Source organism: Planococcus sp. CP5-4_YE (assembly GCF_019042655.1).
Classification (GTDB): Bacteria; Bacillota; Bacilli; order Bacillales_A; family Planococcaceae; genus Planococcus.
Genome location: NZ_JAHPZO010000005.1, coordinates 153610 through 176801 on the forward strand (window position 1 = coordinate 153610; position 23192 = coordinate 176801).

Consider the following 23192-nt stretch of genomic DNA (forward strand, 5'->3'; position numbering starts at 1 on the left):
TTCACATGTCTCCTGATTCGAATTTTCGGACGGTCTGAAGCATCGCCCACACCCCAGCACTAAGGCCGACAAACAGGCAGATGATCAAAAAGAGCGGGGCGGTTCCGAATTGCTCATCAAGCCACATCCCTGTAAAGACTCCGATTAGTACGGACCCGACAAGTTGTGAGAGAATGACGGAATAAATCGCCATTGCTTGTAAGGGACTTTTTTTCGGGTGCATGATAAACCCCTCGAAATTCATAATGATTTGATATTCACGCCCATAAAAGAGCAGTCGCATCCGGCTTTCAATAGCACATCCATTATGTATGAAAACCCTCTCATGCAGACCCTTTGTAAGCATACAATAGGGGCAAAATCATGTCAATTGCATGTAGTGAAAAACTTCACAAGCGCTATCCCACCGACATATGATTGACAAATTTGTTACAAGAAAAGCGAGAGCGCCTGTTCAGCTCCGACAGGCATAAGACGGATCAGCAATGCGGCGCCCTTTGCCGCAATGCTGGAACGGCTTATGACCCGAGGAGCTAGGCGCTCGAGCTAGACACCAAGAAAAGCGGAAGCGGTCAATTGGAGGCTAAGCTAAGAACGCGACGTCCTGTCGCAACGCTTAGCTGACCCACATCCTGTGAGCCCTCGACAAGCACAAGACGATTTGCTGACGCGGCGCTTTTCAGCCGCACAGGGAAGTTGACTTGCGACCCGAGAGCCAGACCGCTGACGCTAGACACCGAGAAAAGCGAGAGCGCCTGATCGCGGAAGCTAAGCTAAGTGCGCGACGTCCTGTCGCAACGCTTAGCTGACCCACATCCTGTGAGCCCTCTGCTCCCCTGCTCCTTACAACTCGCCGAAATACTTGTGCAAAGCTTCCACGATTCGCTGTGATGCTTTTCCGTCGCCATATGGATTCGATGCTTGCGACATCGCTTCGTACGCGGATGCATCCGTCAGCAATTCCTTGCCGAGGCGGTAAATCGTTTCTTCATCGATGCCTGCAAGCTTCAAAGTTCCGGCATCAATGCCTTCCGGGCGTTCTGTCGTATCACGCAAAACCAATACAGGCTTTCCAAGAGACGGCGCTTCTTCCTGCACCCCGCCTGAATCAGTCAGGATGAAATAGGACTGGGCTGCGAAGTTATGGAAATCCAGCACTTCGAGAGGCTCGATCAAATGGATCCGCGGATCGCGCCCGAGCACTTCATCAGCCACTTCGCGCACAGCCGGATTCATATGGACTGGATAGACGACTTGAATATCATCGTGCTCTTCAGTCAAGCGCTTGATCGCACGGAACATATTGCGCATCGGTTCGCCGAGGTTTTCACGGCGATGGGCAGTCAACAAGATCATACGGTCATTGCCGATTTTATCGAGCACCGGGTGATGATAATTATCACGCACCGTCGTCTGCAAGGCATCGATTGCCGTGTTGCCGGTAATATAGATCGTTTCTTCTTTTTTATTCTCATCACGCAGATTCTGCGCAGACTTCTCGGTCGGCGCAAAATGGATGTCCGCCATGACGCCTGTCAATTGACGGTTCATCTCTTCCGGGAAAGGAGAGTACTTATTGTGGGTCCGAAGCCCGGCTTCTACGTGCCCAATTGAGATCTGATTGTATAAAGCGGCTAAACTTGCCGCGAATGTCGTTGTCGTATCGCCATGGACGAGCACAATATCCGGTTTCGCTTCTTTCATTACATCGTCCAAACCTTGCATAGCTCTTACCGTTACATCGCTTAATGTTTGACGGTCTTTCATGATGTTCAAATCAAAATCGGGGGTGATGCCGAATGTTTCGAGTACTTGGTCAAGCATTTGGCGATGCTGGGCCGTCACGGTTACGAGTGGTTCGATCGTTTCTGGATGCTTCTGCAATTCCAACACAAGAGGCGCCATCTTTATCGCTTCCGGACGTGTACCGAAAATCGTCATCACTTTCCATTTTTTCGTCACTTCTGATCAACCCACTTTCTTATTTTGTTCCGAACAAGCGATCTCCGGCATCGCCGAGGCCAGGCACAATATAGCCTTTTTCGTTAAGCTTCTCATCGAGTGCCGCGATATAGATATCGACATCTGGATGCGCTTTTTGCAAAGCTTCCACGCCTTCTGGAGCCGCGATGATGCACATGAATTTGATTTTCGTCGCGCCGCGCTTTTTCAATGAGTTAACCGCTTCAATCGCAGATCCGCCTGTTGCAAGCATCGGATCGACGACGATCAATTCGCGTTCAGAGACATCTGAAGGCATTTTAAAGTAATATTCTACTGGTTGCAAAGTTTCCGGATCACGGTACAAGCCAATATGGCCAACCTTTGCCGCTGGAATCAATTTCAAGACGCCATCGACCATTCCAATTCCTGCACGCAAGATCGGAACGATACCCAATTTTTTTCCGGCCAAGACGTTTGATTTCGCAACTTGCACCGGCGTCTCCACATCGATTTCCTGAAGCGGAAGCTCGCGTGTGATTTCAAAGGCCATCAAAGTTGAAATCTCATCAACCAATTCACGGAATTCTTTTGTTCCAGTCGATTTGTCGCGGATATACGTCAGTTTATGCTGAATTAACGGATGATCAAAAACGAATACTTTTCCCACAGTGTATCTCTCCTTTTTCATACATTTTCCTAAACAGTATAACAGAAAATGAAAAGGTTTAGAGCTTCCCCTCTGCATTAGAATTATTCAGTCAACTTCCCTAAGCAAAATAAAAAACCAGGGCCAATGCCCCGGTTAGAGTAGATGTGCTTCATCAATCGGCATCGGCCGGTGGAATAAAAAGCCCTGGGCGATAGTGCAGCCCATCTCAAGCAATCGCGTTCGGTCGCTTTCTGTTTCGACGCCTTCCGCGACTGCCCGCAGCCCTAGATTATCCGCCAGTTGAATGATGGTCCGGATAACGGCACGCGTGCCGCGTTCCTCTATATTGGACACGAAGGAACGGTCAATCTTGATTTCTTCGACAGGCAGCTTCTGGAGATAACTGAGTGATGAATAACCTGTCCCGAAATCATCGATGGATGTCGCAAAGCCCGATTTTTTCAGCTGGTCGAACACCGTTCCGGCCGTATCGATATCGACGACGCCAATGCGCTCAGTGATCTCTAGCTGAATCCATTTCGGGTCTATACTAAATTTATTTGTTTCATCTATTAAATGAGGAATAAACGAATGATGGAAGAAATGTTCCGCTGAAATATTAATCGCTACTTGGCGCAGCTCCAATCCCTGCTGCTGGCGCTTTTCCAACCAAGACAATACTTGTTCGATGACATGCTGTTCCAGCTGGCGGATCTTGCCGTTCTTCTCCGCGGCCGGAATGAAAATTGCGGGCGAAATATCCCCAAGTTCCGGCGACTTCCAACGTGCCAGCGCCTCAAATCCGAGAATATCGCGGCTTTCGAGAGCCACTTTCGGCTGCAGGAAGACACTGATTTCTTTTCGTTTTATCGCCACCGTCAATGCATTGGCTACTCGCAAATCACGCATCATCAATTCGTCTTGCTCATTTTCAAAATAGCAGACCGCCTCGCCTACTCGTTCTTTCGCCTTCGATAACGCACTATCAGCGCAGCGGACCAACTCTTCTGCGTTCTGTTGGGCAGGCGTGACAATCGCTACACCGACTTTGACCGTTAAGAATAAATCCATCTCGCCAATCGACACCGGCTCCCGCAGGGTGCTTAGAATATCCTCCAGAAATTCAGGTGCGCGCGTTAATGGAATAGCGCTGTATAGCGACAGTCTCGAGTCAGAAAAACGCGCGACCATTTTTTCGCCAGCGCCTCCTGCCAGCACAAGACGGCGACCAAGCTCTCTACATAAATCATTGCCTGCCCGGTGGCCGTATTGGTCGCTGATTTTAATGAATTCATCTGCAGAGATGAACGCGATAAAGCCTTCTTTGCCATCTTTCACAAGCTCTTTCAGTTCGGTGCGAAAATAATGGCGATTCGGCAGCCCTGACTCCTCATCGATATAAGCAAGGCGTAAAATTTCTTCCTGTTGGCGCGAGAACTTCACTGCTAACGAAACAATCGAAGCGATTTCCTCCATAAAGATCAGATCTTTTTGAGAAGGCTTATAGATTGCCGGAAAATAAATCTCGAATGTGCCGATTGCTTCTTCCTGGCCGTTAAAAATCGGTACGGCCCAAATCGCTTTGATTCCGAAACGGTCGAGAATGTCTTGATGGCCACATAGAAGCGCATCTTGTTCTGCGTCTTCCACAATGACCGGCTGCTGGCGCAGATATGCCGCTCCGCAAGGGCTCACATCAGCCGATACTTCCAACCCGCGCATCCTAACTGTGAATTCGCTCGGCATCGATTTCGCAGCCCCCACCTGAAAACGCTTCGCTTCGTCCACCATTAAGACTGTACAGCGTGAATCGTCGAGGAAAAACGATTCAGCTGTTTCACAGATGTTCTGCAGGAGCATTCCGAGCATATGCCCTTTTTCAATGCCTTTATACGTTTCTTTCTGCAAATCAATTAAGGTTTCTGCCCGCCGGCGATCGCTAATATCCCGTTGAAGCATCAGAATATAACGCAGTGATTTTTCCGGAAATGCCAAAGGCTGGACCGTAATTTCGTTCCAGAAAGGCGTGCCGTCTTTTCGGTAATTGACGATTTCAAAAACGCCGTGTTTAGCCGATGCCGTTGCCTCTCGGATCTGACGGCTGATATTGGCGTCGGTTTTTGTTCCATGAAGGAATTTACCGTTTTCTCCGATAACTTCCTTTTCTTTATACCCGGTCATTTCAAAAAACGCTTCATTTGCATAGGCGATTGGATGGTCGGATATTTCCGGGTTCACGACGAGAAAGCTCGTGTGGAATTCAAGCCCGAGACGGCGCAGCCAATCTATGATCACTTTCCGGTCTTCCTGGATTTCATATTGATGCATACGCGTCCCTCCCAGTTTTTCTCAGTATGTATGGTGAAAAAAAGCCGCCAATGCATGCGGCGGCTTTATTCATTTCAATATTCATCTAAACTAACCAGCTGCTTATTTATACAGAGCATGTGCCGCTGTCAATTTCGCAGTACGGTCAGCCGCTTCCTTCTTCACAGCTTCGTCTTCTGGGTTTTTCAATAGAAGCGCCATGATCGAAGCGATTTCCTTCATTTCTTCTTCTTTGAAGCCGCGGGAGGTGACTGCTGCTGTTCCGAGACGAATGCCGGACGTCACGAATGGGCTTTCTGGATCGAACGGGATGGTGTTTTTATTGGTCGTGATGCCGACTTCATCCAACACATGTTCCGCGACTTTGCCCGTCAAGTTAAGCGAGCGAAGGTCAAGAAGTAAAAGATGGTTGTCTGTGCCGCCAGAAACGATGTCCACGCCTTCAGCCGTCAAGCTGTCAGCCAAAACATTCGCATTTTTGACGACCTGCTCGATATAGTCTTTGAACTCAGGCTGCTGGGCTTCACCAAACGCCACAGCTTTTGCTGCGATGACGTGCATCAACGGACCACCCTGGATGCCAGGGAAAATGATTTTGTCGATCTTTTTCGCAAATTCTTCTTTGCAAAGAATCAAGCCGCCGCGTGGGCCGCGCAAGGTTTTATGGGTAGTGGAAGTAACAAAATGGGCATGGGGCACTGGGTTCGGATGGGCGCCGGTTGCGACAAGTCCTGCAATATGAGCCATATCGACCATCAAGTATGCACCGACTTCATCGGCGATTTCACGGAATTTCGCAAAATCCAATGTGCGAGAATATGCACTTGCACCGGCAACAATCATTTTTGGCTTGTGCTCAAGAGCTGATTGGCGAACTGCTTCATAATCGAGCAATTGCGTATCTTTATCGACGCCGTATTCGACAAAGTTGTATTGCATGCCGCTGAAGTTGACTTTGCTGCCGTGCGTCAAATGTCCACCGTGGTTCAAGTTCATGCCAAGAACCGTATCGCCTTGCTCAAGCATCGCTGTGTAAACAGCCATATTCGCCTGAGAACCCGAATGCGGCTGGACGTTCGCATGGTCTGCCCCGAAAATTTCCTTCAAGCGGTCGCGTGCGATATTTTCCACTACATCTACAAATTCACAACCGCCGTAATAGCGTTTGCCCGGATAGCCTTCTGCGTATTTATTGGTCAATACGGATCCTTGTGCATCCATAACTGCCTGGGATACAAAGTTTTCCGATGCGATCAACTCGATATTCGCTTCTTGGCGTTCTTTTTCCGCGTTCATTGCTTCATATATTGCCTGATCCTGCGCCTTAATCAATTCCATCTGTCTTTCCCTCCCGTGATTGAAGTACCTGGCGATCATAGCTTGCACGGACGCCGCCGATCAGTTTCGGCCGTGTCGTCGCACTCGAGACGATCGCTTCCCCTATTAGTTTAACAGAAGTCCGCACCGGAACGGCGACTCTTTTTAAATGCATGCCGATCATCGTCTGCCCGATATCCACTCCGGCGTGGGCAGCAATTTCTTCGACGACGACTGGATCACTCATATTCATGAAGGCGTAAGCACTCATCGAGCCGCCAGCTTTTGCTACTGGCACCACCGATACCGGCTCTAAGCCGTAGCGTTCGGCAGCTGCACGCTCGATCGTCAACGCGCGGTTGATATGCTCACAGCCTTGAAACGCTAGAAACAATCCATGGCGTTCTGCAAACGCACGCAATGGCTCGAATAAGCTTTCTGCAATATCGAGACCTCCACCTGTGCCGATGCGCTCACCGGCCACTTCAGAAGTCGAGCATCCGATAACGAACAATTGGCCTTCCTTGAATGCAATCTGTTGCTCCAATTCTGAGAGAACTTCTTCAAGCTGCAACTGCCATAAGCTTTGCATGCTTACTCCTCCTTAGTTTTCGAGTGCGCTGATTTTCTGTACGCGGTTTTCGTGGCGCCCGCCTTCGAAATCAGTGGTCAGCCATGTCTTCGCAATTTCTTGCGCGAGCCCTGGCCCGATGACACGTTCGCCCATCGCGAGGATATTTGAATCGTTATGCTCACGCGTCGCTTTCGCACTGAATACATCATGTACGAGCGCGCAGCGAATGCCTTTTACTTTGTTGGCAGAAATCGACATGCCAATTCCAGTCCCGCAAATCAAGATGCCTTTATCGAATTCTCCGTTTGCCACACCTTCCGCTACCGGTTGTGCATAGTCCGGATAGTCGACAGAATCATCCGTCTGTGGCCCGAAGTCTTTGTATTCAATTCCCAGTTCGTTCAATAGATTGACAATCTCCTTGCGCAGATTATTGCCGCCGTGGTCCGATGAAATTGCTATTCTCATGATTAACCCTCTTTTCGTTTTCATTTAGCGGACAGTTCTCATATCAGCCCCGCCGCTTTTATTTAATTCTAACATTTTTAAACAGTTCCATGTTACTTCCCCGTACCCGCTTTCTGCAACTAAAATCTTCGCGACACGGCCATCGAAAAGAGCCGTCCTCTAGCACATGCACTTACGCTCTAGGACAGCTCTTTCCCGTTATTTTTCATCTAATTGACTTGCCATTTTGTCGATCAATTGCTCCAACTCTTCATAAGTTCTCCGGTATTCATTCAAAGAACCGCCGTAAGGATCGCTGACATCGCCAGTAGAACCTTCTGCAAATTCTTTTACTGTATGCAGTCTAGTTGCCACTTCAGGATAAATTTGCATGAGCATCATCTTATGTGAATATGTCATGGTCAAGATCAACTCCGCCCATTCCACGTCACGCAGGTTCAGCGGCTTCGAAATATGCTTAAATTCAATGGACTGCTCTCTTAATACTTTCTGTGCATTGGCTGACAGTGGCGATTGTCCTGCATAGATCCCGGCCGAGCGGGCTTCCATTTCCTCGATGTCACGGGTATGCACAATCGCTTCTGCCATCGGGCTGCGGCACGTATTTCCCGTGCAGACGAATAAAATTTTCATCCAATCCCCCCTTATTCAAGCTTCTGTGTCACCATCTTTCGCGTTCAGTGAACTGTCAAGATAGCGTGTTTCTACCTATTTATTATACCGCATTTTATCAAGCTATTGTATGGATGCGGTTTGGGGCATCATGTATAGAGTCGTTGTGGAGAGCTGGACTTGATAGCGAGGATGTTGTGTTCGAGGAAGTATCGCTGTTGATTGAATTCATCCGCTGGTATCGTCGCTTAGCTGGACGTGAGAGTGAAATGGATTATTCATTGATCTTTTCTTCGTGAAATAGCCGCCTCCCGCTTTGGGCTGGCCTCCCGCAATGAGCCAAGAAGAACGCTTGTCTCATGGCTTCGGCTCGCCCTTGTGCGCGGTTCGGCTTTAGATTTCATTGGATGTTGTATGCGAGGAAGTATCGCTGTTGATTGGATTCATCCGCTAGTATCGTCGCTTAGCTGGACGTGAGAGTGAAATGCATTGTTCATTGATCTTCTCTTCGTGAAGCATTAGTCTCCCGCTTGGGGCTGGCCTCCGGCAATGAGCCAAGAAGAACGCTTGTCTCATGGCTTCGGCTCGCCCGTGTGCGCGGTTCGGCTTTTAGATTTCATTGGATTTTTCATATAAGAATTATCATTGTTAGTTGTTTTCATGCGCTGGTGGGGACGCCTAGCTAGACTTGATAGTTGTTAAGTTGCCAGAGCTATTCAATTTGGGCTTACGAAGCAGAACAAAATTATTCACACTAATTCCAGCGCCAGATGCACTTGACTTACTTTCTAAACCTAGAGATGGAGCGGAAAGGGGCCGACGCCGGAGGGACCGCGCGGGCTGGCGAGACAAATGTGCCGCGCTCTTTGCGGCACATTGGCTCAACACCCGCCCCGTCCCCGGGCAGCTGAAAACGCGACGTCCTGTCGCATCAGCTGCATGACTCGCATCCTGCGAGCCCCAAGCGTGCTCCTTGCAGCGGAATCTCTTCCACTAACAGCTCCACTATCCATCTTCAAAATGGCGACGTCCTGTCGCATCAGCTGCATGACTCGCATCCTGCGAGCCCTAAGCGTGCCACTTGCAGCGGAATCTCACCCCACTCCCTAAATTTCAAATAACAAAAAACCACTGGGATATTTCCCAGTGGTTTTGCATACTGTCATCTAATTCATTTGCTTGAATCAGCTGAACCATTTATGGTCCGCTGCTTTTTCAAGGCGGTTCATCAGGGCAGTGTCTTCATTTTCCGGCAATACGCAAGCCAAGATCAAATCAGCATCCGTCTGGTCGCATCTGCGCAAGCTATCGTATAACTTATCCACAGCGAGCGGGAAGCAATAATCCGCTGTCTCGAAATCTTCGCGGCTCAGCACCGCGATTTTTTTCTTCTTGCCATGGATATGGTCAATCGCCTTTTCGATGAGCTTACTATTGTGCTCAATCAAATAAAGCGGAGCTTGTGGAGCATAATGGGCATATTTCATGCCAGGAGATTTCGGGGTATTGCCTTTTGTCTCAGAAGACAAGCGGACAGTCCCGATCACTTCTTCCAATTGTTCTTTCGTTACTTGCCCTGGACGCAGGATAACTGGCGGTGCACTCGTCATGTCGAGCACCGTCGATTCGATGCCGACCTGTGTCGGCCCACCGTCCAAAATTAGCGGAATCTTGCCGTTCATATCGAAATAGACATGCTCAGCCAAAGTCGGGCTCGGTTTGCCGCTCGTATTGGCGCTCGGTGCTGCCACCGGCCGCTTCAAGCGTTTCAATAAGTTCAACGCTGCAGGATGGTTTGGCACGCGAATGCCTACTGTCGGCAGACCTGCTGTCACATTAGAGGCAAACGTATCCGGTTTCGCCTGCATGATCAAAGTCAGTGCCCCAGGCCAAAAAGCGTCCATGCATTGCAAAGCTTTTTCCGGAACATCTTCAACATATTCCAAGGCGGTTTCTTTGGAATCCACGTGAACAATCAATGGATTGTCGGTCGGGCGGCCTTTCGCTTCGAATATTTTATCGACAGCTGTCGCGTTCATCGCATCTGCGCCGAGACCGTAAACGGTTTCGGTCGGAAATGCGACAACTTCCCCCCCACGGATGTAATCCACAGCTTGTGCATAACTTTCATCATTGTTCACATTTTCATCCACAAGAATTGTTTTTGTTTCCACCTAAACATCTCCAGTACAATAAGGTTTTGGCGACAATATCCACATTTTGTGGATAACACCCCTTAACATCAGGTGATTTGTGCACAAATTACTCTAAAATACAAAATACCATGCGGTCGTGTTTGTTGATATCTTTTTTGCAATAGACACGTGCTTCAGGCAAAGCTTTCTGGAACAATTCCGTTACGGCAGCGCCTTGACTGCTGCCGATTTCAAGCCCGATGATACCTGGGCGGCTGATCAATTCAGGCACTTGCGCTGCCAATGTTTCATAAGCCGCAAGCCCGTCACGGTCAGCGAATAACGCTTCATGCGGTTCGAATTCACGCACCGTATCGGACAATCCCAGTGCTTCATGATGAGCGATGTACGGCGGGTTGGATAAGATGATATCCCATTTCCGCCCTGTAAGCGGCGCTGCCAAGTCACCTTTTGTGAAATGGACATCTGCATTCAAAGTTTCAGCGTTGCGTTCAGCCATAAACAAAGCTTCTTCAGAAATATCCGTCGCCATCACTTCCGCTTCCGGCAATTCGCATTTCAGAGTGATTGCAATGACTCCACTTCCCGTTCCGATATCCGCTGCCTGCACTTCTTCCGTGCCGAATAGCTCACGCTTCAACTTCAAGGTCTCTTCAATCAACTCTTCTGTTTCAGGGCGCGGGATGAGAACGGCTGGAGACACTTGGAAGGTTCTGCCGTAAAACTGCTCCACTCCCGTCAAATGCTGGACAGGCACGCCTTCAACCAATTCTTCTACATTGGCCCAATAGGCTTCAAACTGACGCTCTTCGATTTTATCACGCATCGCCGCGACCAAACCGGAGTAATCCACTCCGAGTTCATGCTGCAACAGAATGCGTGCCGGCGTTTCTTCACGGCCGTATTGCTTTAAATAGCTTGTCGCTTGCTCCAAGGCTTCGTATACAAATTCCACTGTCGTTAAGGTTTCAACTTTGCTCATTGTTCAAACTCTCCATCCTCGTTGATTGTTCATCGATCACCAGGGCGTCAACAATTTCATCCATCTTGCCTTGCAGGATTTGATCTAGCTTTTGGATAGTCAATCCGATACGATGGTCCGTCACGCGGTTTTGCGGAAAGTTGTATGTGCGGATGCGCTCTGAACGGTCACCTGTACCGACAGCAGATTTACGTACGGAATCATACTCTGCTTGTGCTTCTTGCTGGAACTTTTCATAAACGCGGGCACGCAGCACTTTCATGGCGCTCGCTTTATTCTTGATCTGGGATTTCTCATCTTGGCACGTAACAACAATATTCGTCGGTAAATGCGTCAAGCGTACTGCCGACATCGTCGTATTGACCGATTGGCCCCCTGCACCTGAAGATGCATAGGTATCGACGCGGATATCGTTATCGTGGATATCAACTTCGACTTCTTCCACTTCCGGCAAACATGCAACCGTCGCTGTCGAAGTATGGATGCGCCCTCCGGATTCGGTTTCAGGAACGCGCTGTACACGGTGTGCTCCGTTTTCATATTTCAGTTTGGAATAGGCGCCTTTACCAGTCACCATAAAGACCAATTCTTTAAATCCGCCAATTTCGGTTTGGTTCGAGTCCATGATTTGGACTTTCCATCCATTGGCTTCAGCAAAACGGGAATACATCTTGAACAAATCGCCTGCGAACAAGGCTGCTTCATCGCCGCCTGCTGCACCGCGAATTTCCATGATGACGTTTTTGTCATCGTTCGGATCTTTTGGAATCAACAGGATGTGGAGGCGTTCTTCCAATTCTTTCGAACGCCCTTCGAGTTCTGCGACTTCTTCTTTGACCATTTCACGCATATCGGCATCCATTTTTTCCTCGAACATGGCTTTCGAATCAGCCAGTTGTGTCTGAACGTCTTTGTATTCGCGGTAGGTTTCCACCGTTTCCTGCAGATCGGATTGTTCTTTGGAATAATCGCGCAGCTTGTTCGTATCGCTGACAATATCCGGGTCACTCAACATTTCGTTGAGACGGTCGTATCTTTCCTCGACAGACTGTAAACGGTCAAACATTGTTTTCACCTCTAGTTTCTTCTATATAAAGTCTATAATTCTGTGCATAAGATATCACTGTTGACGATATTACGCGAAATAGCTGGCTTTCCGGGGGCTTGCACTGAACTAATTCGGGCTAGGCACCCGAATGGATTTCAGTACTTCGCTGCTCACTCAGGAGTCTGCGCTATTTCGCTCCATATCTTTTATCAGTAATCCTACAAAATTCAAGTCCATTAGCTTCTCGAAATTTGTGATTTGTTTTTAATAAAAAGCTTCTTTAAGCCAGTTGATGCATTCTCAAACCAAATTATTCTGTAACCGTAACGCCGGCCGGGACTTCGTGGTGATGGCGGCAGCGCGGCTCATAAGCTTCGGAAGCGCCGACTAGGATGATCGGGTCATCAGAACCGGCAGGCTTTCCGTCGATCAGGCGCTGTGTGCGGCTTGCGGGAGATCCACAGACGGTGCAGACAGCCTGCAGTTTGGTCACTTGTTCCGCGATCGATAACAGGGACGGCATTGGCCCGAACGGCTCACCGCGAAAATCCTGGTCAAGTCCTGCGACAATGACACGGAATCCGTGGTTGGCCAGTTTTTGAACATGGTCGACGATTTCCATATCGAAGAATTGAGCTTCATCAATGGCGATGATATCGAATTCGTCGGTTATATATTCTTTCATCTCGCCGGAATGCCCGATCGGCAGCGCGATCACAGTGGTTCCGTTATGGGAGACAACCGCTTCTTCGCTGTAGCGGTTGTCCAATTTCGGCTTGAATACCGCGATTTTCTGCTTGGCGAATTGCGCGCGGCGGATGCGGCGTATCAGCTCTTCCGATTTTCCGGAAAACATGCTGCCGCAGATCACCTCAACCCATCCGGTCTGTTTCATGACGTACATAGTGGAGACCCCTTTCAAACATTTACTGTTAATATCATACCAAAAATGGTGGATATGCCTATCATTTTTTTGCTATGTAATTGATTTTTTCTGTTCTTTGACGAAAAAAAATACCCATCCGGCGTTTTCGCGACGGACGGGTATAATAGTGACTTAGTTGTTGATTTCTTCTTTGAGGCCGTATTTTTTGTTGAAACGGTCTACGCGGCCATCTGCAGCTGCGAATTTTTGGCGTCCAGTATAGAATGGATGACATTCTGAGCAAAGCTCAACGTTGATGTTTTCCTTTACTGAACCTGTTTCGAATGAGTTGCCGCATGAGCAAGTCACTGTTGCTGTTTTGTACTCTGGGTGAATACCTGTTTTCATAATATTTTCTCCTCCCGCCCTGAACCATCTGGAACAGAGTTTAATCTATTTTGCCTATTGCCTTACACGGCTCGTTAGGCCGTATATGCAATAGTACTGTTTTATTTCACTTTCATAATCATATCAAAACCTACAGGCTTTTGCAAGTAATCAAATCGACTTTCGCGGAGTGCGTGATGATTTGCCGTCTCTTGGCAATTGCCCAAAAAACTCTTCATTAGTCTTGGAGTGGCTGAGCTTTTTCATGAAGCGTTCTGTAAAGTCCGGCGAATCCGAGAAGGTTTTGCGAATAGTCCATAGTTTATCAAGTTGTTCCGGATTCATCAACAATTCTTCCTTGCGAGTTCCTGAACGGCGGATGTCGAGCGCTGGGAAAATGCGGCGTTCGGCCAAACTGCGATCCAGATGCAGTTCCATATTGCCGGTGCCTTTGAACTCTTCATAAATAACTTCATCCATACGCGATCCGGTATCGACGAGCGCCGTCGCGAGGATCGTCAAGCTGCCGCCTTCTTCAATATTGCGCGCCGCCCCAAAAAAGCGTTTCGGCCGGTGGAATGCAGCGGGATCGATGCCGCCGGATAATGTGCGGCCGCTTGGTGGGATGACCAAATTATAAGCACGAGCCAAGCGTGTGATCGAATCCATCAAAATGATCACATCGCGCTTATGCTCGACAAGGCGCATGGCGCGTTCGAGCACCAGCTCAGCTACTTTGACGTGATTTTCAGGAACTTCATCGAATGTCGATGAGACCACATCAGCATCAACCGAGCGTTCGATATCCGTCACTTCTTCCGGACGCTCATCGATCAACAGCACGATCAACTCCGCTTCTGGATGATTGGTCGTCACGGCATTGGCAATTTCCTTTAATAACATCGTTTTTCCTGCTTTGGGCGGCGCAACGATCAACCCGCGCTGACCGAAGCCGACCGGGGAGACGAGATCCATAATACGTGTAGATAAATGTTCAGGTCCCGTCTCTAAAAGGATATGGCGATCCGGATACAGTGGCGTTAGGCCTGGGAAATGGACGCGTTCTTTAGCGACTTCCGGGTCTTCGCCGTTCACCGCTTCTACTTGAAGCAGGCCGAAATAACGTTCATTTTCTTTTGGCGGCCGGACCTTGCCTGACACCTTATCCCCGTTTCTTAAGTCGAACCGGCGGATCTGGGAAGCGGAAATATAGATGTCCTGTGAACTTGGTGAATAGTTGATCGGGCGAAGGAAACCGAAACCTTCCGATTGGATGATTTCTAAGACACCTTCCATGAAAAAGAAACCTTCCTGTTCCGCACGGGTTTTGAGAATGGCGAAAATCAATTCTTTTTTTGTCAGTTTGCTGTAATTATTCAATTTGTATTCTTTTGCCAAGTTATAGAGCTCTTTGAGCGTCATATTTTCCAATGCGGAAATTGTCATCGTTGCCATCTAGTTGGACACCACACTTATCATTAGTTTCAAGATTTCTGGGGAATTTCAATTGTTCTGGAGTCAGTAAAGAAGGAGCCCGGCATAAAGCCGGACTCAGGTTTGGAGTATGGAAATCAATCTTTCATGACGAGATCCGGTTTTTTCTTGAGGCTGTGGCGCCCTTCGACAAAACGGATCGTGCCGGATTTCGCACGCATGACCAAGGTATGGCTTTCTGCAAAAGAACCTTTCAGCTGAACGCCACGAAGAAGTTCTCCGTCGGTGATCCCTGTCGCTGCAAAGATAGCATCATCGCCTTTGACCAGGTCATCCATCATCAACACTTTATCGACTTCTAGGCCCATATCCAGGCACCGCTGCCGTTCCTCTTCATCCTGAGGAACCAACTTGCCTTGAAATTCCCCGCCAAGGCATTTCAATCCGACTGCAGAAATAACCCCTTCTGGAGCTCCGCCTATCCCGAACAGGATATCAACACCTGTTTGGTCGAAAGCCGTATTGATAGCACCTGCAATATCGCCGTCGGTAATCAACTTGATACGAGCTCCCGCATCGCGGATTTCCTTGATGATCTGCGCATGGCGCGGCCGGTCAATGATCGTGGCAACAACGTCTTCGATATCCTTGTTTTTCGCTTTAGCGACTGCACGCAAATTGTCGATGACCGGAGCGTTGATGTCAATCTTGCCGACAGCTTCGGGGCCGACCGCAATTTTGTCCATGTACATATCCGGTGCATTGAGTAAATTTCCACGGTCCGCAATCGCCAGGACGGCAATCGCATTCCAACCACCGGCAGCGACAATGTTCGTGCCTTCTACAGGGTCGACCGCGACATCCACTTCAGGACCATCGCCTGAACCAAGTTCTTCGCCGATGTAGAGCATCGGTGCTTCGTCCATTTCGCCTTCGCCGATAACGACGGTACCGCGCATCGGAATCGTATCGAATACAGTGCGCATCGCTTCCGTTGCCGCATCGTCCGCTTCATTTTTTAGGCCGCGGCCCATCCATTTTGAAGAGGCGATTGCTGCCGCTTCTGTAATCCGCACTAATTCCATCGAAAGACTTCGTTCCATAATTCATTTCCTCCGTTCAATCTTTGTATATGCCATTTTACATTGTAGCATATATCTAAACGCCTTTAGAGAGTCAATTCATGTCAGAACTGAGGTCGGACGACTTGCCGCTTGCCACCGGGTCAATCGTTTCCCGGCGAATGTCAGCGCCCAGGCCACGCAGCTTTTCAATAATGTTTGAATAGCCACGTTCGATATGATAGATTTCCCGCACTTCCGTTTCACCTTCAGCAAGCAAGCCGGCGATGACAAGTGCAGCGCCAGCACGCAAATCGGATGCGACAACGGTTGCCGCAGTCAAAGGCGTCGGCCCGGTGATAATCGCAGCACGCCCTTCCACTCGCCCGACCGCGTTCATGCGCCGTAACTCATCGACATGCTTGAAGCGCGCCGAATAAATCGTGTCGGTGATCATGGAAGATCCGTGTGCTTGTGTCATCAAGACCGAGAACGGCTGCTGCAGATCGGTTGCAAACCCTGGATACACCAAAGTCTTGACGTCGATCGGCTGCAAATTTTCGGTTTTCGGGATGTGAATCGATTCTTCATCTTCCTGAACTTCAACGCCCATTTCACGGAGCTTCGCAGTTAATGCTTCCATATGGAAAGGAATAACGTTATCAATCGTTACCCCGTCACCAGCAGCTGCCGCCATAATCATGAAAGTACCGGCTTCGATGCGGTCTGGAATGATGGTGTGATTGGTACCATGAAGTTCATCGACACCTTCGATACGGATGACATTGGTACCAGCACCTTTGATTTTCGCACCCATATTGGTGAGAAGCGTCGCGACATCGATGATTTCCGGCTCTTTCGCCGCGTTTTCAATCACCGTCTGACCTTTCGCACGCACAGCTGCCAGCATGATATTGATTGTTGCGCCTACGCTGACAACGTCTAGATAAATTTTCGCGCCGCGGAGTTCGTCAGCACGCAAATAAATCGCACCGTGCTCGTTGGTCACTTTTGCACCTAGCGCTTCGAAACCTTTAATATGCTGGTCGATTGGTCGCGGCCCGAGGAAGCAGCCTCCTGGAAGGCCAATCGCAGCGTGCTTGAAGCGTCCAAGCATTGCGCCCATCATATAGTAGGAAGCCCGCAATTTTTTGACGTTGCCGTTTGGCAAAGGCATGTCGACCATTTCAGTCGGGTCGATTTGCATGACGCCGTCTTCGAATGTGACGGAACCTCCAATTTCTTCTAAAATACTTTTCAATGTCCACACATCAGAAATTTCCGGCAAACCTTCAATCGATACTGGCGAATTCGCCAAAATCGAAGCTGGAATCAGCGCCACGGCACTGTTTTTAGCACCGTTGACTTTGATCGTTCCGGTAAGGCGTTTGCCGCCTTTTATTTTATAAACGTCCATTGTATTTCTCCTTTTCCCTGTCAGCCTTATTTCACAGAGCGGGTTTCCCAATCGGCTAGGAATGCTTCGATTCCTTTATCCGTCAACGGATGCTTGAACATCATTTCAAGCACTTTCATCGGCATTGTGCCGATATGCGCACCGTTAAGCGCTGCTTCTGTCACGTGCTGCGGATGGCGGATCGATGCGGCGATAATTTCTGAATCGATGTCGTGGATTGCGAAAATCTCAGCAATCTGTGCAATCAAATCCATGCCGTTGTGCCCGATATCATCAAGGCGCCCAAGGAATGGGGAAACGTAAGCTGCTCCAGCGCGTGCTGCTAGAAGCGCTTGGTTGGCGCTGAAGATCAATGTAACATTGACTTTTTTCCCTTCACCTGCAAGAACCGCGCATGCTTTCAAGCCATCCGGAGTCATCGGCAATTTTACTGTGATGTTTGGTGCAAGTTCAGCCAGTTCACGGCCTTCTTTGATCATGCCTTCTGAATCAAGGGCGATGACTTCACCGCTGATTGATCCGTCGACAAGGTCGGCGATTTCTTTCAGGCGGTCATGGAACGAGACATCTTTTTCTTTTGCGACAAGTGATGGATTAGTCGTGACACCTGAGAGAATGCCCCAAGCGTGTGCTTCTTTAATTTCGTCGAAGTTTGCTGTATCAATAAAAAATTTCATGAATGATTTCCTCCTATATGTGGAAAAAGAGACGGATCCGCCTCTCTCCCTAAGTTTTTATGAATTTGCTTGTTGTGAACTACCGAAATCGCGCATTTTGCCGATGACAGTCGCCTTGATAGCATCACGTGCTGGCGTCAAATACTTACGTGGGTCGTAGACATCTGCATCAGATGCCAATTTTTCACGGATGGCTTTTGATGCCGCCAATTGGCTTTCCGTGTTGACGTTGATTTTTGATGTACCAAGGGATACTGCACGTTGAACATCTTTTAATGGGATGCCTGTTCCGCCGTGCAAGACAAGCGGCACGTCGCAAAGCTGTGAAATTTCTTCCATTTCAGCAAATCCGAGGTTCGGTTCGCCTTTATAAGGCCCGTGGACCGAGCCGAGCGCTGGCGCTAGGCAATCGATGCCTGTCTGTTCGACAAGCGTCTGGCATTCTTTCGGATCGGCATAGATAACGCCTTCTGCGATGACATCATCTTCCTGGCCGCCAACTATGCCCAGTTCCGCTTCCACGGAAACGCCTTTAGCGTGTGCGTACTCAACCACTTTGCGCGTAATTTCAATATTTTCTTCGAATGGATGATGCGATGCATCGATCATCACGGATGTGAAACCTGCATCGATCGCTTCTTTGCATTTTTCAAAACTGGAACCGTGATCTAGATGGATAGCGACCGGAACTGTGATATTGTAATCATGCATTAGGCCTTTCACCATATGTACGACAGTCGTGAATCCACCCATATAGCGTGCTGCACCTTCTGAGACGCCGCAGATGACCGGGGATTTTTCTTCCTCCGCCGCCTGCAGGATCGCTTGTGTAAATTCCAGGTTGTTCAGGTTAAATTGCCCGATGGCATAACCGTCCTTCTTACCTTTTATCATCATTTCTTTCATTGAAACTAATGGCATTATTATTTTTCCTCCTCAGAATAGGCACAAGCCCAATATCTTTTTCACTATATCAAAAATGGCGCTGTTTCGCCACTCGGTGCCTGTTTAATCGCCAATCAGCTCGCGAACGGCATCGCGCAATTCGAAAACATCGAAAGGTTTAGTGAAATAACGCACCACTCCCCAATTCATCAATTCTTCGATCACGCCCATTTCGCCATAAGCCGTCATCATGATCACTTTGCAATCGTGTCTCCGCTTCTTTAACCGCTTCAGCAATTCAATGCCATCCATGCCCGGCATCTTCATGTCCATCAGCACCATATCGGGACATGCTTCTTCCATAAGTTCCAATGCTTCTTTCCCACTGCCGGCAATCAAGGTCTCGTACCCTTCCCGCTCGAATACTTCTTTCAATAACAGGCGGATGCCTTGTTGATCATCTACTATTAGAATCCTTCTCACATCAGCCACTCCTTTCCACCTTTTTCGAAGCGCAGCACATTCTGCTATACTCGGTTTGAGGTGAACCCATTTGAAAATATTGACGACACAATTGACTGGCCTGTTTCAGCGCCTCGCCAAGGAAGAACAAGCCATCGAAGATACGGCACGACTTCTCGCGCAAGCTGCCATCGGTGAAGGCCGCATCCATCTGGCTGCTTTCGGTGAACTAGAAGCTGTCTCGGCGTCCGCTTTGAACGGCCCTGAAACGCTCCAATCAGCGGTTCGTTATGACACATCTGCTAAACTGTCGACAGCTGACCGGGTGTGGATTCTAGCTCGGAAAGACGAAGGCGACTCCTTGGCCCATGAATTGGCGAAATGCGCCATCCCGTTCGCAATGCTGACAGCTGAAAGCCATAGCAGTGAAACGGCAGATGTTCTTCTCTCCTTGAACATCGACAAGGGCTTGCTGCCAGGCGAAGACGGCGAGCGCATTATGATTCCCCATGGGCTCGGTGCTTTGTATGTCTACCATGCAGTTAAATTGGCCATCGATGAAATGCTCGTAGATTGACAAGCCGTAAAAAAGCCTCCCCTGGAACAGGGAAGGCTTTTTTCATCTGATCGATGCCTGCCTTCCAGGAGATGAAGCGGCTTTTCACGTGCTGATTACTGGTTGCCCAAAGATGCGCGAACAAATTCACGGAACAATGGTTGCGGACGGTTCGGGCGCGAGATGAATTCCGGGTGGAACTGGCAAGCGACGAACCAAGGATGGTCAGCGACTTCGATAATTTCAACCAGTCGGCCGTCCGGGCTCGTGCCAGTGAATTTGAAACCGGCTTTTTCGAACTGCTCGCGGAATTCGTTATTGAATTCATAGCGATGGCGATGTCTTTCGTAAACAAGTTCTTCTCCATAAGCTTCATATGCTTTTGAATTTTTGTCGAGCTTCGCTGGGTATAGGCCAAGGCGTAGTGTGCCGCCTAGGTCTTCGATATCTTTTTGCTCTGGCAGCAAGTCGATAACCGGATACAATGTTTTCGGATCCAGTTCTGACGAATGTGCACCATCCATATTCATGATATTGCGCGCAAATTCAACAGAAGCAAGCTGCATCCCGAGACAGATGCCGAAGAATGGCACTTTGTTTTCGCGAGCATATTGCGTGGCAAGAACTTTTCCTTCCACACCGCGGTCGCCGAAACCGCCGGGTACGAGAATTCCGTCGCAGCCTTCGAGCGTTTCCGCTACGTTTTCAGCGTTGACGTGCTCTGCGTTGATCCAGTCGACTTCAATATCCGAGTCGAATGCGAAACCGGCATGCTTCAAGGATTCCACGACAGAGATATAAGCATCTTGGAGTTCTACGTACTTACCGACAAGGCCAATCTTCACGGATTTCTTCAAGGATTTCACTTTTTCGACAAGGCCGTTCCATTCCGTCATGTCCGCTTCCGGCGCTTCGATGCCGAAATGATCCAGAACGATTTGGTCCATGTGCTGCTCCTGCAAGCGAAGCGGCATTTCGTAAATGACATCGACGTCGCGGGATTCGATGACTTCTTCGGATTTGATATCGCAGAACAACGCGATTTTATCTTTCATGTCCTGAGGCACTGGATATTCCGTGCGTACCACGATCAGGTTTGGCTGGATGCCGAGGCTGCGCAATTCTTTTACGCTGTGTTGTGTCGGTTTCGTTTTCATTTCTTTTGCAGCGCCGAGGTAAGGAATGAGCGTACAGTGGATGTACATAACTTCTTCGCGGCCTAGATCTGAACGCATTTGGCGGATCGCTTCAAGGAATGGTAAGGATTCGATATCGCCGACCGTTCCGCCGATTTCCGTGATGACCACATCAGCTTGAGCTGTTTTCGCTGCACGCAATAGACGGTCTTTGATTTCATTCGTGATATGCGGAATGACTTGGACCGTTCCACCCAAATAATCGCCGCGGCGTTCTTTTTGGATGACCGTTGAGTAGACTTTCCCCGTCGTCACGTTCGAATACTTGTTCAAGTTGATGTCAATGAAGCGCTCATAATGGCCAAGATCCAAATCTGTTTCCGCGCCGTCGTCTGTAACGAAGACTTCTCCGTGTTGGTAAGGGCTCATCGTACCCGGGTCAATATTGATGTATGGGTCGAATTTCTGGATCGTCACACTCAGGCCGCGGTTTTTCAGCAAGCGCCCAAGAGAGGCTGCTGTGATCCCTTTCCCTAGTGATGAAACCACTCCACCTGTTACGAATATATACTTTGTCATGCTCTGTTTCCTCCTCGAGTAATGAGATAAAATGTGATTGTTCCACGTCATACAGTCCCGAATCGCGTTCAGCCATAAAAAGCTTTAGCCATCCTAAAAGGTGGATGGCACATTGATTTGCCGCCGTTTAGCAGCACTAAAAAATAAAAAGCGCTCCTCCTGCAAAGCGTGCAGGGGGAGCGCGTTAGCTATACGAATCATCTCTCCTATTTTAAGGAGCCCAATAAAATCTTATCCTGTACAGCCGTTTCCGTCAAGGTGAAAAAAAGTTCAGACTACTTGAGCCCATCCTCTTCTTCTTCATCTTCATCGTCTTCCTCTTCATCGATGATGTTGCCATCAAGGTCTTCAACGAGAACTCCGACATCTTCTACTTCATCATCATCATCGGCGGTTGAATCGAAATCAAGATCAGCGACCGGTGCTTTGACCGCCACTTCATCATCATCGTCATCATCGTCATCATCCGAAGAGACATCGCCATCATCTTCACCGAAGTCTTCAAAGTCAAGTTCATCTTCCAACTCGAGATCCATATCGTCGAAATCATCATCTGTCGATTTCGATTTCTTCTTCTTGCGGGCTTTGACCGTCGGTGCAGATTCTTCTTCAATCTGCTCGACCGGATACCATTCGCGAAGGCCCCAGCGATTTTCGCCAAGGATCAGGAAGCGGCCATCAATGTTCATGTCAGTATAATACTGTGCAAGATGCGCTTTCATTTCTTCTTCGGAAAGCCCGATCAATCGCTGCAATTCCGCAACAAGCTCTAAAAAGGTTTTCGTTTCTTTGGTTTCTTCCAAAATGGCATATGTTAAGTCGACGAACGACTCTTCTAGCAATTCTTCTTTCGTTAATTCACGGATGTTCATTCGTGCACGTCCCTTCTTGTATCGTAACTCTATCCATTATATACAAAGTCCTTGCTGTTCGCTACCGAGATTTCTTTTTTCTGCGCGCAAGCTGAGCCCAGCCAAAATAAAAAAAATAGGCGGACAGGATTAAAAACGGTATCGAACCGAGTGCTCTATTGTACAGAACAATTAATAGCACGACCGCGACAATAATAATGGCGTAATGGGCAGCTTTAGGCATGGCATGATCCATCTCTTTTCTTTAGAGTTTCAACTTCTCCTATTATAACGGACTTGCCCCGTCAAATCGACCGAAGTGCCGGATGATTCTATTTGTTGCTATGGTGACGAATGAAATCTGTCGAGCACTGGATGTAGGAAATACTAAGTAGAAGAGATTCCGCTACAAGGCGACGCTTTAGGCCCGCAGGATGCGGGTCATGCAGCCGATGCGACAGGACGTCGCGTTTTCGGCTGCCCGGAGGCCGGCTTCAGCCGCTTCCCTCGCTAACGCTCAGTCCAGCGTCTTCAGCTCGTCCTGATCCCTCCAGAGTCGCCCCTTTTCGCTCCATCTCTAGTTTGAGAGAAGAATTGAAATTTGTCTCTCAATGAATTAAGCTTCAGCAACTTCAATCTACTTCGTAAATTCAAATTGAACAGATATAAAGTATCTCTGAAATTTTCAAGTCCAACTAAGCGTCTCCACCAGCGGATGAAGTCAACTAGCAGCGACACTTCCTCGCATGCAAAATATAGTGAATTCTATTAGCCAAACCGCGCACAAGGGCGAGCCGAAGCAAT

Annotated in this window: 22 protein-coding genes; 1 reads left to right on the forward strand and 21 read right to left on the reverse strand. The window is 48.7% G+C overall.

The window, feature by feature from the left end; translation table 11 throughout:
• Position 1: 1 nt before the first annotated feature.
• From KTG14_RS08545 to KTG14_RS08635, 19 genes are all read right to left on the reverse strand, one after another.
• Positions 2–223, reverse strand: coding sequence for an AtpZ/AtpI family protein (locus KTG14_RS08545; protein WP_216970535.1), 222 nt, complete (start codon positions 221–223; stop codon positions 2–4).
• 620 nt (positions 224–843) lie between these two features.
• Positions 844–1962: a non-hydrolyzing UDP-N-acetylglucosamine 2-epimerase gene (wecB, locus tag KTG14_RS08550; RefSeq protein ID WP_308461970.1), complete on the reverse strand. Its 1119-nt coding sequence runs from the start codon at positions 1960–1962 to the stop codon at positions 844–846.
• Positions 1963–1981: 19 nt separating this feature from the next.
• Positions 1982–2611 carry a uracil phosphoribosyltransferase gene (gene upp, locus KTG14_RS08555; RefSeq protein ID WP_058382961.1) on the reverse strand — a complete coding sequence of 210 codons (630 nt, stop codon included), beginning with the start codon at positions 2609–2611 and terminating at the stop codon, positions 1982–1984.
• A gap of 135 nt (positions 2612–2746) precedes the next feature.
• A complete protein-coding gene (locus tag KTG14_RS08560; RefSeq protein WP_216970536.1) occupies positions 2747–4921 on the reverse strand; it encodes a bifunctional diguanylate cyclase/phosphodiesterase in 2175 nt (724 codons plus the stop codon).
• Between the two features lie 102 nt (positions 4922–5023).
• Positions 5024–6259 carry a serine hydroxymethyltransferase gene (locus KTG14_RS08565; protein WP_216970537.1) on the reverse strand — a complete coding sequence of 412 codons (1236 nt, stop codon included), beginning with the start codon at positions 6257–6259 and terminating at the stop codon, positions 5024–5026.
• Complete coding sequence (locus KTG14_RS08570) at positions 6246–6830, reverse strand: TIGR01440 family protein (RefSeq protein WP_216970538.1); 585 nt, start codon at positions 6828–6830, stop codon at positions 6246–6248. The genes KTG14_RS08565 and KTG14_RS08570 overlap by 14 nt, the downstream gene beginning before the upstream one ends.
• 12 nt (positions 6831–6842) lie before the next feature.
• Positions 6843–7280: a ribose 5-phosphate isomerase B gene (gene rpiB, locus KTG14_RS08575; RefSeq protein ID WP_216970539.1), complete on the reverse strand. Its 438-nt coding sequence runs from the start codon at positions 7278–7280 to the stop codon at positions 6843–6845.
• A 198-nt stretch (positions 7281–7478) separates the two neighbouring features.
• On the reverse strand, positions 7479–7913 hold the full coding sequence (locus tag KTG14_RS08580; RefSeq protein ID WP_216970540.1) for a low molecular weight protein arginine phosphatase: 435 nt from the start codon (positions 7911–7913) through the stop codon (positions 7479–7481).
• Positions 7914–9076: 1163 nt separating this feature from the next.
• Entirely contained in the window at positions 9077–10066 is a 990-nt protein-coding gene (locus KTG14_RS08585; RefSeq protein WP_216970541.1) for an L-threonylcarbamoyladenylate synthase, read from the reverse strand.
• A gap of 88 nt (positions 10067–10154) precedes the next feature.
• Positions 10155–11030 (reverse strand): peptide chain release factor N(5)-glutamine methyltransferase, encoded by an 876-nt coding sequence (prmC, locus tag KTG14_RS08590; RefSeq protein WP_216970542.1) that lies wholly within the window; start codon positions 11028–11030, stop codon positions 10155–10157.
• Positions 11017–12096: a peptide chain release factor 1 gene (gene prfA / locus KTG14_RS08595; protein WP_254178062.1), complete on the reverse strand. Its 1080-nt coding sequence runs from the start codon at positions 12094–12096 to the stop codon at positions 11017–11019. The genes prmC and prfA overlap by 14 nt, the downstream gene beginning before the upstream one ends.
• A gap of 292 nt (positions 12097–12388) precedes the next feature.
• Entirely contained in the window at positions 12389–12982 is a 594-nt protein-coding gene (locus KTG14_RS08600; RefSeq protein WP_216970544.1) for a thymidine kinase, read from the reverse strand.
• A 153-nt stretch (positions 12983–13135) separates the two neighbouring features.
• Positions 13136–13351 (reverse strand): 50S ribosomal protein L31, encoded by a 216-nt coding sequence (gene rpmE / locus KTG14_RS08605; RefSeq protein ID WP_211655020.1) that lies wholly within the window; start codon positions 13349–13351, stop codon positions 13136–13138.
• A 150-nt stretch (positions 13352–13501) separates the two neighbouring features.
• A complete protein-coding gene (rho, locus tag KTG14_RS08610; RefSeq protein ID WP_216970545.1) occupies positions 13502–14785 on the reverse strand; it encodes a transcription termination factor Rho in 1284 nt (427 codons plus the stop codon).
• A gap of 116 nt (positions 14786–14901) precedes the next feature.
• The gene (gene glpX / locus KTG14_RS08615; protein ID WP_216970546.1) at positions 14902–15867 is read right to left on the reverse strand and encodes a class II fructose-bisphosphatase; all 966 of its coding nucleotides are present in this window, start codon (positions 15865–15867) and stop codon (positions 14902–14904) included.
• Between the two features lie 73 nt (positions 15868–15940).
• Positions 15941–17242, reverse strand: a complete 1302-nt coding sequence (locus KTG14_RS08620) for a UDP-N-acetylglucosamine 1-carboxyvinyltransferase (protein ID WP_216970547.1) — start codon at positions 17240–17242, stop codon at positions 15941–15943.
• 26 nt (positions 17243–17268) lie between these two features.
• Positions 17269–17919, reverse strand: coding sequence for a fructose-6-phosphate aldolase (fsa, locus tag KTG14_RS08625; RefSeq protein ID WP_216970548.1), 651 nt, complete (start codon positions 17917–17919; stop codon positions 17269–17271).
• A 57-nt stretch (positions 17920–17976) separates the two neighbouring features.
• Positions 17977–18840, reverse strand: coding sequence for a class II fructose-bisphosphate aldolase (locus KTG14_RS08630; RefSeq protein ID WP_216970549.1), 864 nt, complete (start codon positions 18838–18840; stop codon positions 17977–17979).
• Positions 18841–18927: 87 nt separating this feature from the next.
• The gene (locus KTG14_RS08635; RefSeq protein WP_216970550.1) at positions 18928–19287 is read right to left on the reverse strand and encodes a response regulator; all 360 of its coding nucleotides are present in this window, start codon (positions 19285–19287) and stop codon (positions 18928–18930) included.
• 70 nt (positions 19288–19357) lie between these two features.
• Between KTG14_RS08635 and KTG14_RS08640 the strand changes: the two genes are divergently transcribed.
• Positions 19358–19843, forward strand: a complete 486-nt coding sequence (locus tag KTG14_RS08640) for a DUF2529 family protein (protein WP_216970551.1) — start codon at positions 19358–19360, stop codon at positions 19841–19843.
• Positions 19844–19938: 95 nt separating this feature from the next.
• On the opposite strand, the gene KTG14_RS08645 is transcribed toward KTG14_RS08640, so the two are convergent.
• Positions 19939–21537, reverse strand: coding sequence for a CTP synthase (locus KTG14_RS08645; protein WP_216970552.1), 1599 nt, complete (start codon positions 21535–21537; stop codon positions 19939–19941).
• Positions 21538–21812: 275 nt separating this feature from the next.
• Positions 21813–22409 carry a DNA-directed RNA polymerase subunit delta gene (gene rpoE, locus KTG14_RS08650; protein WP_216970553.1) on the reverse strand — a complete coding sequence of 199 codons (597 nt, stop codon included), beginning with the start codon at positions 22407–22409 and terminating at the stop codon, positions 21813–21815.
• Between the last annotated feature and the right edge of the window lie 783 nt (positions 22410–23192).

Coding starts and splice junctions, on each gene's coding strand:
- KTG14_RS08545 (WP_216970535.1), bottom strand. CDS start 223: ATGCACCCGAAAAAAAGTCCCTTACAAGCAATGGCGATTTATTCCGTC.
- KTG14_RS08560 (WP_216970536.1), bottom strand. CDS start 4,921: ATGCATCAATATGAAATCCAGGAAGACCGGAAAGTGATCATAGATTGG.
- KTG14_RS08565 (WP_216970537.1), bottom strand. CDS start 6,259: ATGGAATTGATTAAGGCGCAGGATCAGGCAATATATGAAGCAATGAAC.
- KTG14_RS08570 (WP_216970538.1), bottom strand. CDS start 6,830: ATGCAAAGCTTATGGCAGTTGCAGCTTGAAGAAGTTCTCTCAGAATTG.
- rpiB (WP_216970539.1), bottom strand. CDS start 7,280: ATGAGAATAGCAATTTCATCGGACCACGGCGGCAATAATCTGCGCAAG.
- KTG14_RS08580 (WP_216970540.1), bottom strand. CDS start 7,913: ATGAAAATTTTATTCGTCTGCACGGGAAATACGTGCCGCAGCCCGATG.
- prmC (WP_216970542.1), bottom strand. CDS start 11,030: ATGAGCAAAGTTGAAACCTTAACGACAGTGGAATTTGTATACGAAGCC.
- prfA (WP_254178062.1), bottom strand. CDS start 12,096: ATGTTTGACCGTTTACAGTCTGTCGAGGAAAGATACGACCGTCTCAAC.
- KTG14_RS08600 (WP_216970544.1), bottom strand. CDS start 12,982: ATGTACGTCATGAAACAGACCGGATGGGTTGAGGTGATCTGCGGCAGC.
- rpmE (WP_211655020.1), bottom strand. CDS start 13,351: ATGAAAACAGGTATTCACCCAGAGTACAAAACAGCAACAGTGACTTGC.
- rho (WP_216970545.1), bottom strand. CDS start 14,785: ATGGCAACGATGACAATTTCCGCATTGGAAAATATGACGCTCAAAGAG.
- glpX (WP_216970546.1), bottom strand. CDS start 15,867: ATGGAACGAAGTCTTTCGATGGAATTAGTGCGGATTACAGAAGCGGCA.
- KTG14_RS08620 (WP_216970547.1), bottom strand. CDS start 17,242: ATGGACGTTTATAAAATAAAAGGCGGCAAACGCCTTACCGGAACGATC.
- fsa (WP_216970548.1), bottom strand. CDS start 17,919: ATGAAATTTTTTATTGATACAGCAAACTTCGACGAAATTAAAGAAGCA.
- KTG14_RS08630 (WP_216970549.1), bottom strand. CDS start 18,840: ATGCCATTAGTTTCAATGAAAGAAATGATGATAAAAGGTAAGAAGGAC.
- KTG14_RS08645 (WP_216970552.1), bottom strand. CDS start 21,537: ATGACAAAGTATATATTCGTAACAGGTGGAGTGGTTTCATCACTAGGG.
- rpoE (WP_216970553.1), bottom strand. CDS start 22,409: ATGAACATCCGTGAATTAACGAAAGAAGAATTGCTAGAAGAGTCGTTC.